This is a genomic window from Arthrobacter sp. WCS2018Hpa-7 (genome assembly GCF_031843805.1).
Classification (GTDB): Bacteria; Actinomycetota; Actinomycetes; order Actinomycetales; family Micrococcaceae; genus Arthrobacter.
The window spans coordinates 32,542-45,644 of record NZ_JAVTJB010000005.1; the positions used below are offsets into that span (position 1 = coordinate 32,542).

Here is a 13,103-nt window from a genome sequence, read left to right on the forward strand (position 1 = left end):
TGCACTGAACCCGGCGCGTCTCTAGACGGCCTCCGCCAACTGCCCACGAAAAGCACGCCTGTAGCTCTGCGGGCTGGTATCCAGCACCTTGGTGAAATGGTGGCGGAGCAGCACGGAATGTCCGAACCCCGCTTCCCTGGCGACTTCGTCGATGTTCAGCTCAGTGGTCTCCAGGAGTTCCTGGGCCCTGAGCACCCTCTGCGAATTCAGCCAGGCAGCAGGAGTAGTTCCCGTCTCTGCCCTGAAGCGGCGGGCGAAGGTCCTCGGTGACATGTGGAGGCGGGCCGCCAACTCGTTAACGCTGTGTTCCTCGTCGAGGTGCTCAACCATCCACCGGAGGAGCTCCTCCATGGGCGCAGATCCGCAGCGGGGCATGGGCCGGTCGATGAACTGGGCCTGGCCGCCATCGCGGTGCGGCGGAACCACCATGTCCCGGGCAATGGCGGCAGCTACGTTGGCTCCCAATTCGACGCGTACCAAGTGGAGGCAGGCATCGATGCCGGCCGCGGTGCCTGCGCTGGTGATGATGGTTCCGTCCTGCACATAGAGGACGTTCTCGTCCACGATGGCCCCGGGGTATCGGCTGGAAAGATCCTGTGAATAGTGCCAGTGGGTGGTGCAGCGCCGCCCTTCCAGCAAGCCAGCACGGGCCAGAGCGTAGGCCCCGGAGCAGATGGACATCACCCATGCGCCCCGTGCGTGGGCCGCTCGCAGAGCCTCCAAGACCGACTCGGGGACGGCTTGGTCCCGTCCGAAAGGCGCCATGATGACGAGGTCCGCGTCTGCGGCAGCTTCAAGGCCCAGGTTCACGTGGAGGGACAGCCCGGATTTCATGCGGATGTCCCCCGGCTCGGGTGCGCACACCCGGAAGTCGAAGGCCGGAACTCCGGCGCCCCGATCCGATCTGTCGATGCCGAAGACTTCGAACGCCGTGCCGAACTCGAAGATCGAGAAGTCGGGAACAACTATCACCGCCACTGATTTCAACATATCTCCAGTGTGGCAGAAAATTATCTAAATGGGGCATTTCTGCCACTGTTTCTTGACCTTCCACAGGAGCAGGCTGGAGACATGGAAATCTTCGGAATCATCCTCTTCATCGTCCTCCTCACCGCCGTCTCAGCCACAGTCTCAGCCCTGCTGAAGGATGGCCGCGGCCATAACCCGCCCATCCAGTCCAAGGAACCCTGGAGCGCTTTCGACGCTCCCAGCACCCCGTATTGGAACCCCCGCATCTACTAGGCCATGCCGGGCCACTGCACACCTTCGGAAAAACCTAGCCTGCCAGCCACCACCGGCAACCCGTATTGTCCATTCGACGCCCGCCCGTTCACGGAATTCTGCGCAGATTCCCCGAACGGCGGGCGTCCCTATGCCTGCCACTTGCGACGGAACGGGCATCCATGCCGATGCCACATGGACTAGATTCACTTGCATGATCCAAACCTCTGCCCGCCTTCTCCAGTTGTTGTCTCTGTTGCAGGTGCGCCGGGAGTGGACGGGTCCAGCTCTCGCGGACCGCATGGGCGTCACCGAACGGACCGTGCGACGCGATGTCGACAAGCTCCGTAACCTCGGATATCCCATCCACGCCTCCCCGGGGATCGCTGGCGGTTACCAATTGGGGGCCGGCGCGCAACTGCCGCCCCTGCTGCTGGACGACAACGAAGCTTTGGCAGTTGCCTTGGGGTTGAACTCAGTAGCCGCGGGACCCGTCGCCGGAATTGGCGAGGCCTCCGTCCGCGCCCTGGCAAAGCTGGAACAAGTGTTGCCCTCCCGGCTGCGTCCGAAATTCGCCATGCTGAAAGCAGCGGTCACTACCCTTCCCAGCAACGCAGCCACGGTTGATCCCCAGCAGCTGACGGTGGTTTCAGCCGCGATATCGGACCGGCGCCAGATCTCTTTTGACTACGTCAAGTCCGACGGCGAATCGGCACGACGCCTTGTGGAACCCTACCGGCTGGTGGACACGGGCCGCCGGTGGTACCTGGTGGCCTGGGATGTGGAGCGGGAAGACTGGCGGACCTTCCGCGCGGACCGCTTTGCTTCCCTGCCGTCAGAACGCAAAAAGTACACGCCCCGTCCCTTGCCGGCGGAAGACCTGGCAGCCTACGTGCAGCAATCCATCACCCGTTCCCCGTACAGGTTCGACGTCGTGGTGCGGCTCCGCGCGCCGCTCGCGGAGGTGGCCGCCGTCGTCAGTTCGCAGTACGCGACGCTGTCCGCTGACGGTCCGTCAGCAACGATCCTCCGTTCCGGGTGGGACAACCTTGCCGCACCCGCCGCTTATCTTGCCGCGCTGGACATGGACTTCGAGATCCTGGAACCGGAAGAATTCAGGTCCTTCGCCCGGCATCTGTCCCACCGGCTCACTGCGGCAGCGGGGACTGTGACGGACGCAGCGGACGTGGAACCGCGGCCACAGTAGACTGGCAGCAGCCATGACACTTCATATTTCCTACCCCGCTGAGCTGCCCGTATCCGAGCGCCGCGAGGATCTGATGGCGGCCATTGCCGCAAACCAGGTCACCATCATCGCCGGCGAGACCGGTTCCGGTAAGACCACGCAGATCCCCAAGATGTGCCTCGAACTTGGCCTTGGAGACAAAGGCCTGATCGGGCACACCCAGCCGCGCCGCCTGGCAGCCCGTACCGTCGCAGAACGAATCGCCTCGGAACTGGACGTCGAAATCGGACAGGAGGTGGGCTTCCAGGTCCGCTTCACCGGAGAGGTCAGCGCGTCCACCAAGATCAAGCTGATGACTGACGGCATCCTTCTGGCGGAGATCCAAAGAGACAAGCTGCTGCGCAAATACAGCACCATCATCATCGATGAAGCCCATGAGCGCAGCCTCAACATCGATTTCATCCTGGGCTACATCAAACGCATTCTCCCCCAGCGCCCGGACCTCAAGATCATCATCACCTCGGCCACCATCGATCCCCAGCGCTTTGCCAAGCACTTCGGGAGCGAGGAAGACCCAGCGCCCATCATTGAAGTGTCCGGTCGGACGTATCCGGTGGAGATCCGCTACCGGCCGTTGTCCCAGCCTGCCGGCGGGGATGAGGACACCTCGGACGATGAACTGGAAGAAGACCGGGATCCCCTGGATGCAGTGTGCGATGCGGTGGACGAGCTCGCCAAGGAAGCTCCCGGCGATATCCTCATCTTCTTCTCCGGTGAACGCGAGATCCGCGACGCCGCCGAGGCCATCAACGGGCGCATCCAAAGCAACCGTCGCCTCGCCGGGACCGAAGTGCTGCCACTTTTTGCGCGGCTGAGCCTGCAGGAGCAACACCGGGTCTTCAATCCGGGTGGCAAACGGCGCATCATCCTGGCTACCAACGTTGCTGAGACGTCGCTGACCGTCCCGGGCATCAAGTACGTAATCGACACCGGCACCGCACGTATTTCGCGCTACTCCCACCGGACCAAGGTCCAGCGCCTCCCGATCGAGCGCGTCTCCCAGGCATCGGCCAACCAACGCTCAGGCCGTTGCGGGCGTGTTTCCGAAGGCATCGCCATCCGTTTGTACTCGGAGGAGGACTTTGAGTCCCGTCCGCAGTTCACGGACCCGGAAATCCTTCGAACCAACCTCGCTGCGGTCATCCTCCAGATGACCGCCATGGGCGTGGCCCGCAGCCCCAAGGACGTAGAGAACTTCCCCTTTGTGGAGCCCCCGGATTCCAGGGCAATCAACGACGGCGTCACGCTCCTGCGCGAACTCGGCGCCTTGGGTTCGCCCAAGTCCGGAGACGCAGGAACGGGAGGCCGCAGCGGCAGCGGCCTCACCGCCGTCGGACAGCAGCTGGCCCAGCTGCCGGTTGATCCCCGGCTTGGCCGCATGATCGTTGAGGCAGGCAAGCGTGGCTGCGTCCGCGAAGTCATGATCCTGGCCGCTGCACTCACTATTCAGGACCCCCGCGAAAGGCCGACGGACAAGCAGCAGCTGGCCTCGGAAAAGCACGCACGCTTCCGCGATGAGACCTCGGATTTCACGGGTTTCCTCAACCTGTGGAACTACATCCAGGAAAAGCAACGCGAGCTGTCCTCCACCCAGTTCCGCAAGCTCTGCCGCAACGAGTTCATCAACTATCTGCGCGTCCGCGAGTGGCAGGACCTCTTTACCCAGCTCCGGCAGCTGGCCAAGCCACTGGGCATCGCGCTGGACAACAGGCGTGAAGCCGATCCGGTGGGCAACTATGAGGGCATCCACATCAGCCTGCTCTCGGGATTGCTGAGCCACATTGGGCTCTTGGATGAGCGCAAGCGCGAGTACGCCGGTGCGCGTGGCAGCCGCTTCGCCATCTTCCCCGGCTCGGCCTTGTTCAAGAAGTCTCCGGCATTTGTCATGGCAGCGGAACTGGTGGAAACCAGCCGCCTGTGGGCCAGGGTCGCCGCCAAATTCGATCCCCTGTGGGCTGAACAGGTAGCTCCCGACCTCGTGAAGCGGTCCTACAGCGAACCTCACTGGTCCTCGCGGCAAGGCGCCGTCATGGCCCACGAGAAAGTCACCCTTTACGGTGTCCCGATCATTCCCAACCGCAGGGTCAACTACGGACGGGTTGATCCCGGGCTCTCCCGCGAACTGTTCATCCGCCACGCACTGGTGGAGGGCGAATGGAAGACCCATCACAAGTTCTTCCACCGCAACCGTGCCCTGCTCCAGGAAATCGAAGAGCTCGAGACCCGCATGCGGCGCCGGGACATCCTGGTGGACGATCAAACGCTCTTCGAATTCTACGACTCACGCGTGGGCCAGGAAGTAGTCTCCGAAAGGCACTTTGATAAGTGGTGGAAGGACGCCCGGCAGGCAGACCCCACGCTGTTGGACTTCGACCAATCCCTGCTGATGAGCGAAGACGCCGATGCGCTGGACGATTCCGCCTATCCTAAGACCTGGCTGCACAAGGGCTTCGAGCTCCCCTTGAGCTACGAGTTCCATCCCGTGGCACCGGGGTCGGCTCCCAACCCATCGGACGGCGTCACAGCCGAGGTTCCCGTGCTGTTCCTCAACCAATTGGACGACGCCCCGTTCCGTTGGCAGATTCCGGGCCAGCGGGTAGAACTGGTCACTGCCCTGATCAAGTCGCTGCCGAAACAAGTGCGGAAGAACTTCGTCCCTGCACCTGATGTGGCCCGGCAGGCAACCGCGGCACTGGAAGCGGACTTTGACCCCGCAACCGATGAGCTGGAGCCTTCCTTGGAACTGGTGCTTCGCCGGCTCCGCGGACACGTTATTCCTCCCGGTTCCTGGAACTGGAATGCCGTGCCGCCGCACCTGCGCGTGAGTTTCAAGGTGGTGGACAGCAAGGGCAAAGTCCTGGACGAAGGCAAGGACCTCGCTGAACTCCAGGAAAAGCTTGCCCCCGCCACCCGCCGCGCCATCGCCGAATCGCTCGGCGCAACCCCGGCCACCACGGCACCGGCCAAGGCCGGTAAGGGACCGGGAGTCTCCGGCCCGGCGAACGGTCAAGGGGCTGCTGTCAAGGCTTCGTCCTCCGGCAATCCCGATGGCGTAGTAGCTGAACGCAGCGGAATCACTGAGTGGGACTTCGGGACCGTGGAACGGCAGGTAACGCGCACCGTCAAGGGCCACGCAGTCACCGGCTTCCCGGCAGTGGTTGATGAAGGCAAGTCCGTGGCCCTTCGGGTCTTCCAGACCAAGGCCGAACAGGAAGCCGCTATGCGTGGTGGCGTCATCAGGCTTCTGGCACTGCGGATTCCGCCTCCTGACCGCTATGTGCTGGAGCATCTGAGCAATATGGAGAAGCTGACCTTCAGCCAGAATCCGCATGGATCCGTCAGTGCCCTGATCGCGGACTGCGCCCTGGCTGCCATCGACAAACTGACGCCCCAGGACCTGCCGTGGGACAGGAAGTCCTTCGATGCGTTGTATGAAGTAGTCCGTGCTGAACTGATCGATACCGTGTTTACGGTGACTGCCGTCGTCGAACGCGTTCTGGCAAGTACGCGGCGCATCCAGAAAGCGCTGAAGTCCAACGCCAGCCTGCCGCTGATCAGCGCCCTCAACGACATGAAGTCCCAGCTGGAGCAGTTGGTCTTTCCCGGCTTTGTGGCACAGACGGGCTACGCGCAGCTTAGCCAGCTGCCGCGGTACTTGCAGGCGATCGAGAAGCGGCTGGAGAAGCTTCCCGGCAACGTGCAGCGGGATGGCTTGAACATGGCGATCGTGCAGGCGCTGGAGGATGACTATGACGACGCCGCGTCCGCACTTCTCCCCGGGCGCCGGGCCGGCACAGAGTTAACACGGGTGCGCTGGATGATCGAAGAGCTGCGGGTCAGCCTCTTTGCCGTAGAACTCGGAACCGCCTACTCCGTCTCGGAGAAACGCATCCGCACGGTGCTGAACCAGGCGCTCGCCCCGGCCTAGCATCGACCAAAAAACCCGGCGGCGCTGATTCAGCACCGCCGGGTCAACTCTGTTGAGGTCTTAGTCCTGCGGAACAGCATCCCCATGCCCGGCCGAACGCAAGGCAGCACGAAGCTTCACGGCGGTGGCATCCATGACGGCGGGATCCGGATTGTGGTCCACGTTGTGGATCTCGAAGTCCGCGGTGGAGTAGGCCGGCCACACGTGGACGTGCAAGTGGTCCACCTCAAAGCCTTCCATCAGGACGCCGACTCTCCTGGCATCAAACAGGTCCTCCTGGACCTTTCCGATGCTTTGCGCGACATCCATGACCTTGGCCAGCAGTTCTGGACTCGCGTGGGTCCATGAGTCGATTTCCGCGCGCGGCACCACCAGCGTGTGGCCTTGCGTCAGCGGTGCAATAGTCAGGAAGGCCACCACATCCTCGTCCTTCCAGACGAAGCGGCCCGGAATCTCCCCGTTGATGATTTTGGTGAACAGTGTGCTCATGCGTCTGCCCTTTCGGATGGGTCCTGGAGTGTTGAGGTGTCCAGCACGAAACGGTACTTCACGTCACCGGCAACCATGCGGTCGTAGGCCTCGTTCAGTTGGTCGGCCCGCACGATTTCAATGTCACTGGCAACACCGTGTTCCGCACAGAAGTCCAGCATTTCCTGAGTTTCCTCGATGCCGCCAATTAACGATCCCGCATAGGCGAGCCGGCGGCGGATGAGCAGTCCGGGGCTGACAGGCGGCATCTCATCGGCGGGAAGGCCCAACTGGAAGAGCGCGCCGTCCAGTCGAAGCGTGCGGAAATAGGGGTTGAGGTCGTGCGGCGCGGCAACCGTGTCAATAATGACGTCGATGCTCCTGTTGGCGGCTTCCATGGCCTCGGCATCCTTGGACAGGACCACGTGATCGGCGCCCAACTCCCGGGCAGCGTCAAATTTGGATTCAGAGGTGGTGAAAACCGTCACCTCCGCCCCCATGGCCTTGGCGATCTTCACGGCCATATGTCCCAAGCCACCCAAGCCCACCACGCCCACGGCGTCGCCTTCTTCCACATCGAAATACCGCAGCGGAGAGTAGGTGGTGATCCCTGCACACAGCAAAGGGGCTGCCGCTGCCGGGTCAAGGGCCTCGGGAACGCGCAGCACGAACCGCCGGTCCACCACAACCGACGTCGAGTAGCCGCCTTGGGTGATGGCGTCACCTTGACGCGGGTCAGCGGCACCATACGTGCCGATGTTGCCCCTTTCGCAGTATTGCTCCAGGCCTTCAAGGCAGCTTTCGCATTCGCGGCAGGAGTCCACCATGCAGCCGACACCTACGTGGTCCCCCGGCGTGAATTCCTTCACGGCGGAGCCCACGCGGGTTACCCGGCCAACAATTTCATGGCCCGGCACCAGCGGGTATGGAGGAACCCGCCATTCACCGCGCGTCGCATGGACGTCGGAGTGGCACAGCCCGCAAAACCCAATCGCGATCTCTACGTCATCTGCGGTGGGTGCCCGCCTCGCAAGGGTCAGGGGCACCAGGCCGCTGTCCGGGGACGTGGCACCATACGCTGCAGCCAGGGTGGTGCTTCCGGTTTCACTGGTGTCCAGGGTGATGGGTCTGGCAAGGGGCGGGGGCACGGGGCGTCCTGGAGTCATGATCCGACGCTACTCCCGGCAGCGCCGCTTCTGCCACTCGGCCCTACGCCGTCCCCGGCATCTTCCTCCAACGGCTCGCTGCCCACGGCCACCGGGTTACCAGGGTTGTTGGACCACTGCGAGAAGGACCCCGGGTACAGGGCAGCCCGGAGTCCCGCGATGTGCAGCGCTGCGATTTCATGGCTTGCTGTGACGCCGGATCCGCAATAGACCGCCACGGTGGACGTGCCATCCACGCCCAACGCTTCGAAACGGCGGCGGAGCTCTTCGGCCGGCAGGAATGTTCCGTCGGGTGCAAGGTTCTCCGTGGTAGGGGCGCTGACGGCCCCGGGAATGTGCCCTGCCCGCGGATCAATCGGCTCCACTTCGCCCCGGTAGCGCTCCCCCGCCCGAGCATCGAGCAGGACTCCGTCCTTGTGCCACTGAGCGGCTTCGGGTTCGTTGATGGCCGGCATGCCTCCCTCGCCCAAGGAAACACGTCCGACGACGGGCTTCACGTCGCCCGCCTCCACCGGGTAACCACCGGCACGCCAAGCGGCGAGGCCGCCGTCGAGCAGGTAGACAGCATCCAGGCCCGCATTGCGCAGCATCCACCAAACGCGGGCCGCGGCCATGCTCCCGTTGTTGTCGTACGCAACCACGGTATCGCCGTCGTTGATGCCCCATTGCCGCGCCGCATCCTGGAACCGTTTGGTGGATGGCAGCGGATGCCGGCCACGGCCTGGCTGCGCATGGTCGGCAAGCTCCGTGGGGAGGTCCACGAACACCGCGCCGGGCAGGTGCCCCGCCAGGTACTCGCTGTGCCCGTCCGTCCGGCCGAGCACCCAGCGGACATCCAGAAGCACCGTACGCTCCCCTGAATCGAGGCGGTTGCGTAGTTCGGGGGCACTTATCAGCGTGGCCATCGTTTCTCCTTCATTCCCGCGGCATGGGCTCCGTTGCTGCCGGCGCCCGGTTTCCAGCCTAGGCTTATGCGGTGAGCAATTCGTGCATTCAGGACAGGGCATGGGCCAGTGAGGCCATCCGCAAAATCGAGGCCGAGAACAACCGTTCGGCGGACACACACCTTTACGCGGTCCCCCTTCCGGACCACTGGGGCGTCCAGCTGTACCTGAAGGACGAATCAACCCACCGCTCCGGCAGCCTCAAGCACCGCCTGGCGCGGTCCTTGTTCCTCTATGGACTGGTCAACGGCTGGATCACCGAGGGAACCACGATCGTTGAGGCCTCGAGCGGCAGCACGGCAGTCTCCGAGGCCTATTTTGCCCGGCTCATCGGACTGCCTTTCATCGCGGTGATGACAAAAACCACCAGTCCGGAAAAGATCGCCCTGATCGAGGATTTCGGCGGTGCCTGCCTGTTGGTGGACCACGCCTCCGAGGTGTACGCGGTGGCCGAAGAGACCGCGAAAACCTCCGGCGGTTATTACATGGACCAGTTCACGCACGCAGAACGCGCCACGGATTGGCGGGGCAACAACAACATCGCCGAGTCGATTTTCGACCAACTCGCCCTTGAGGAACATCCCATCCCGGAGTGGATCGTCGTGGGAGCGGGCACGGGTGGAACCAGCGCCACCATTGGCCGCTATCTTCGGTATAACCGCTACTCCACCCGCCTTGCCGTGGTGGACCCGGAAAACTCGGCCTTCTACCCCGCATGGCGCGATGGAAGCGCCGCCGCGGCAACAGGCCAGCCATCCAGGATCGAGGGCATCGGCCGGCCACGATCCGAGCCGAGTTTCGTGCCGGCGGTCATCGACCACATGATCCAGGTGCCGGATGCGGCCTCCGTGGCGGCCATGCGCCACCTCCGGAAACTCACCGGCCTGCACGCAGGACCCTCTACGGGGACCAACCTCTGGGGCGTCTGGCAGTTGGTGGCCGGGATGGTCGCCGAAGGCCGCCGTGGCAGCATCGTGTCGCTGATGTGCGACGGCGGCGACCGCTATGCGGGCAGCTACTACGACGCCGGGTGGCTGGCGGCCAAGGGGCTGGACCCCGCACCGCATGAGGCAGTCCTGGAGCAGTTCCACCGCACAGGGGTGTGGACCGGCTAGACCTCTACCGAGTCGCGTGGGTCAAGACGCTCATAGCTTGTCCCGTAGCGGGCGCCGATACGCCTCACGTGGCCTTCAACAATGCCTCGTCCCAGTTCGTTAAGCAGGGCGTCGTGGACCGGGAACGCCCGGGGAGCGCGGACCGAGATGACGAAGTCAACAACCTCCCCCACCTTGGACCATGGGGCATGGATGGGAACCAGGAGAGTCTTGACTTCAATCCCGTCCGGGACCACGAAAGAGTCCCCGGGGTGGAACACGTTGTCATCTATCAGGTAACCGATGTTGGCCACCACCGGGATCTGCGCATGGATCACCGCGTGCTGGCCGCCGAACGTGCGCACCCTGAACCCCGCGGCGTCGAAGTCGGAGCCCGGCTCAGCCGTGTGGACACGGGCTGCTACATCCGCTTCCTCCCTCAGGGCGGCGGCAACCCCGGCGGGCGCATGGAGCACAAGCCCGGCGTCGCTCCGGAGCGCGGACACCAAAGCGGGCCGGTCAATGTGGTCATTGTGCTCGTGCGTAATGAGGACGGCGTGGGCGCCGGTCAACGCTTCCCCGGACTCGGAGAAGGTCCCGGGATCGATGACCAGAACGTTCCCCTCCTTCTCCAACCGGACACAGGCGTGGGTGTATTTGGTGAGCAACATGACCAAAGCCTAGGACCACCGGCTGACAGTTTCCAAGCCTGCCCTGCTGGTAAAATTGGGGTTTGCCAGCATCCCCAGGGAAGTGAGTCCTTCAATGCCACACGGCACCAACTCCGCCACGACCGGCCCCTCGGCGCCGGCCACCAGCGGCGTCAAGGAGCAGCGCGTTACCAAGCAGCGCTTGGCCGTCAGCGCCGCACTGGACGAATTGGATGACTTCGTCAGCACCCAGGAGCTGTACCGCCTGCTGCAAAACAAGGGCATTTCGGTGTCCCTGGCCACCGCATACCGCATTCTTCAATCGTTGGCTGATGACGGACTCATTGATGTCCTCCGCAACGGTGAGGGCGAAGCGGTCTACCGACGCTGCAACGTCACCGGGCACCACCACCACCTGCTGTGCCGCAACTGCGGCAAAGCAGTTGAAGTGGAGGCACCCGCCGTCGAGACTTGGGCGGCACGAACGGCTTCGGAACATGGCTTCACTGAGGTGGCCCACACCGTGGAAATCTTCGGGCTGTGCCCGGAGTGCACTGCCAAGAAGGCAGCCGGGGTTCTCTAGAGAGCGCCTGCCGGCTGGTCCCGCGACACCCTGCCATTGAGGCCCCTGTTGGCCCTGACCCTTCCGATCACCCTGCACACCACGTAGATCAGGAATGACAGCGTGGTGACGTACGGGCTGATGGGAATCCGGCTGCCGAGGGCCAGCAGAATTCCACCGACCGTAGCCGTCATCGCGAAAACCACGCTCAGCACTACCACCAACCGGGGCGAGGTGGTCACCCGAAGCGCAGCTGCTGCCGGCGTAATCAGCAAGGCAAGGACCAGCAGCGCGCCGACAATTTGGATGGACAGCGCCACGCTGACACCCAGAAGCACCATGAACCCAATGGCCAGGCCACGAACCGGAACACCCCTGGCTTCCGCCATTTCGGGGTCTACGCTGGCAAAGCTCAGTGGCCGCCAGATTGCCGCCAAGGCGATCATCACCACCACTGCGGTTCCCGCAAGAACTTGCAGCTGTACGGTATCGACGGAAACAATCTGGCCGGTCAGCAGTCCGAACTTGTTGGCCGCGCGGCCCTCATAGAGTGCAAGGAAAAGGATGCCCAGCCCCAGGCCGAAGGGCATGATGACGCCGATGATCGAGTTCTTGTCCCGCGCCCGGACGCCCATGAAGCCCAGCAGCACAGCGGCCGCCACCGATCCGATCAACGAGCCAAAGATGATGTCGGCGCCGATCAGCAAAGCGAACGCAGCACCGGCAAAGGACAGTTCCGAGATGCCGTGGACCGCGAAAGCAAGGTCCCGCTTCATCACGAACGTGCCCACCAACCCGCCCAGCAGTCCCAGCACGGCTCCAGCCCAAATGGAGTTCTGGACGAGGACCAGCAACTCGCCGTAGTTCTCAAAGTTGAAAATGGTCTGCAGAATGGTGTCGAGGTCCATCTAGAACTCCTCCCCGGCGGTTGCATGGGCATCGTCATGGAAGTGCGTCGTTGCGTCAGGGAGGCCGACGACGACGATCCTTCCGTTGGCGTGGATGACCTCCACATGGCTGTTGTACAGCTCCGAAAGGACTTCCGTGGTCATGACTTCCTGGGGCGTGCCTACACGGAACTGGCCGCCGGCGAGGTAGAGGACCCGGTCAACATAGTCGATCACCGGGTTGATTTCATGGGTCACGAAAATCACTGCACTGTTGCGCTCATGGCACTGCTTGTTGATCAGGGAGCTCACGCCCTGTTGATGGTGCAGGTCCAAGGAAAGGAGCGGTTCGTCGCACAGCAGAACCTGTGGCTCCGTGGCCAGAGCCTGCGCCACCCTCAACCGCTGTTGCTCGCCGCCGGACAATTGCCCCACGGGCACCTTCGCGTAGTCGGAAGCTCCCACCAGCTCAAGCAGTTCGTCGATCCTCGGGTTGACCTTCCCGGCCGAAAGCCGCATGCCCCACCGGTGCCCGTCGATCCCCAGGCCCACCAGGTCGCGGGCACGCAACGGGGTGTCCGGAGCAAACGACTTTTGCTGCGGGATGTAGCCGATCCGCTTGCTGCCGCGCTCCACAGGATGGCCACCCAGGGAAACTGTCCCCGAATGCAGTTCCTGCAGGCCAAGGAGAACCTTCAGGAAGCTGGTCTTGCCGCTGCCGTTGGGGCCCAGGACAGCGAAGAACTCGCCGGGATTGATGTCGAGGTCGAGGTCCCGCCAGAGCGCCCTCTTCCCGAACTGAAGGCTCGCTCCACGGAGGCTCACTACCGGTGTCAAAAGTTGTCCTCGATCCATGCGTCACTGGGAACGCAGTCAATGGTGCCGCTGGTATTTACGGCAGTACTGGTGGCAGGCAAAAGGCCCCGCAGCCATCCTG

At 63.4% G+C, this 13,103-nt stretch carries 12 protein-coding genes; 5 read left to right on the forward strand and 7 right to left on the reverse strand.

The window, feature by feature from the left end; genetic code table 11:
• Positions 1-21: 21 nt before the first annotated feature.
• The gene (locus tag RQH14_RS07440) at positions 22-990 is read right to left on the reverse strand and encodes a helix-turn-helix domain-containing protein (protein WP_311212677.1); all 969 of its coding nucleotides are present in this window, start codon (positions 988-990) and stop codon (positions 22-24) included.
• 81 nt (positions 991-1,071) lie between these two features.
• Here RQH14_RS07440 and RQH14_RS07445 point away from each other — a divergent pair, with 81 nt between their 5' ends.
• From RQH14_RS07445 to hrpA, 3 genes are all read left to right on the forward strand, one after another.
• Positions 1,072-1,242: a hypothetical protein gene (locus RQH14_RS07445; RefSeq protein ID WP_311212678.1), complete on the forward strand. Its 171-nt coding sequence runs from the start codon at positions 1,072-1,074 to the stop codon at positions 1,240-1,242.
• A 193-nt stretch (positions 1,243-1,435) separates the two neighbouring features.
• Positions 1,436-2,428: a WYL domain-containing protein gene (locus tag RQH14_RS07450; RefSeq protein ID WP_311212679.1), complete on the forward strand. Its 993-nt coding sequence runs from the start codon at positions 1,436-1,438 to the stop codon at positions 2,426-2,428.
• A 13-nt stretch (positions 2,429-2,441) separates the two neighbouring features.
• Complete coding sequence (hrpA, locus tag RQH14_RS07455) at positions 2,442-6,395, forward strand: ATP-dependent RNA helicase HrpA (RefSeq protein ID WP_311212680.1); 3,954 nt, start codon at positions 2,442-2,444, stop codon at positions 6,393-6,395.
• A gap of 60 nt (positions 6,396-6,455) precedes the next feature.
• Here hrpA and RQH14_RS07460 read toward each other — a convergent pair whose 3' ends face one another.
• Genes RQH14_RS07460 through RQH14_RS07470 form a run of 3 tightly spaced genes read right to left on the reverse strand, consistent with a single transcriptional unit; the run spans position 6,456 to position 8,934 of the window.
• Positions 6,456-6,884 (reverse strand): HIT family protein, encoded by a 429-nt coding sequence (locus RQH14_RS07460; RefSeq protein ID WP_311212681.1) that lies wholly within the window; start codon positions 6,882-6,884, stop codon positions 6,456-6,458.
• Entirely contained in the window at positions 6,881-8,029 is a 1,149-nt protein-coding gene (locus RQH14_RS07465) for an NAD(P)-dependent alcohol dehydrogenase (RefSeq protein ID WP_311212682.1), read from the reverse strand. Before RQH14_RS07465 ends, RQH14_RS07460 begins: the two co-directional genes overlap by 4 nt.
• A complete protein-coding gene (locus tag RQH14_RS07470) occupies positions 8,026-8,934 on the reverse strand; it encodes a sulfurtransferase (RefSeq protein ID WP_311212683.1) in 909 nt (302 codons plus the stop codon). The genes RQH14_RS07465 and RQH14_RS07470 overlap by 4 nt, the downstream gene beginning before the upstream one ends.
• A gap of 71 nt (positions 8,935-9,005) precedes the next feature.
• On the opposite strand from RQH14_RS07470, the gene RQH14_RS07475 reads away from it, so the two are divergent.
• The gene (locus RQH14_RS07475; RefSeq protein ID WP_311212684.1) at positions 9,006-10,088 is read left to right on the forward strand and encodes a PLP-dependent cysteine synthase family protein; all 1,083 of its coding nucleotides are present in this window, start codon (positions 9,006-9,008) and stop codon (positions 10,086-10,088) included.
• Here RQH14_RS07475 and RQH14_RS07480 read toward each other — a convergent pair.
• Positions 10,085-10,738: an MBL fold metallo-hydrolase gene (locus tag RQH14_RS07480; protein ID WP_311212685.1), complete on the reverse strand. Its 654-nt coding sequence runs from the start codon at positions 10,736-10,738 to the stop codon at positions 10,085-10,087. The genes RQH14_RS07475 and RQH14_RS07480 overlap by 4 nt on opposite strands.
• Before the next feature lie 94 nt (positions 10,739-10,832).
• On the opposite strand from RQH14_RS07480, the gene RQH14_RS07485 reads away from it, so the two are divergent.
• Entirely contained in the window at positions 10,833-11,300 is a 468-nt protein-coding gene (locus RQH14_RS07485; RefSeq protein WP_311212686.1) for a Fur family transcriptional regulator, read from the forward strand.
• Here the strand turns inward: RQH14_RS07485 and RQH14_RS07490 are convergent.
• Entirely contained in the window at positions 11,297-12,187 is an 891-nt protein-coding gene (locus RQH14_RS07490; protein ID WP_311212687.1) for a metal ABC transporter permease, read from the reverse strand. The genes RQH14_RS07485 and RQH14_RS07490 overlap by 4 nt on opposite strands.
• Positions 12,188-13,021, reverse strand: a complete 834-nt coding sequence (locus RQH14_RS07495; protein ID WP_311212688.1) for a metal ABC transporter ATP-binding protein — start codon at positions 13,019-13,021, stop codon at positions 12,188-12,190.
• Between the last annotated feature and the right edge of the window lie 82 nt (positions 13,022-13,103).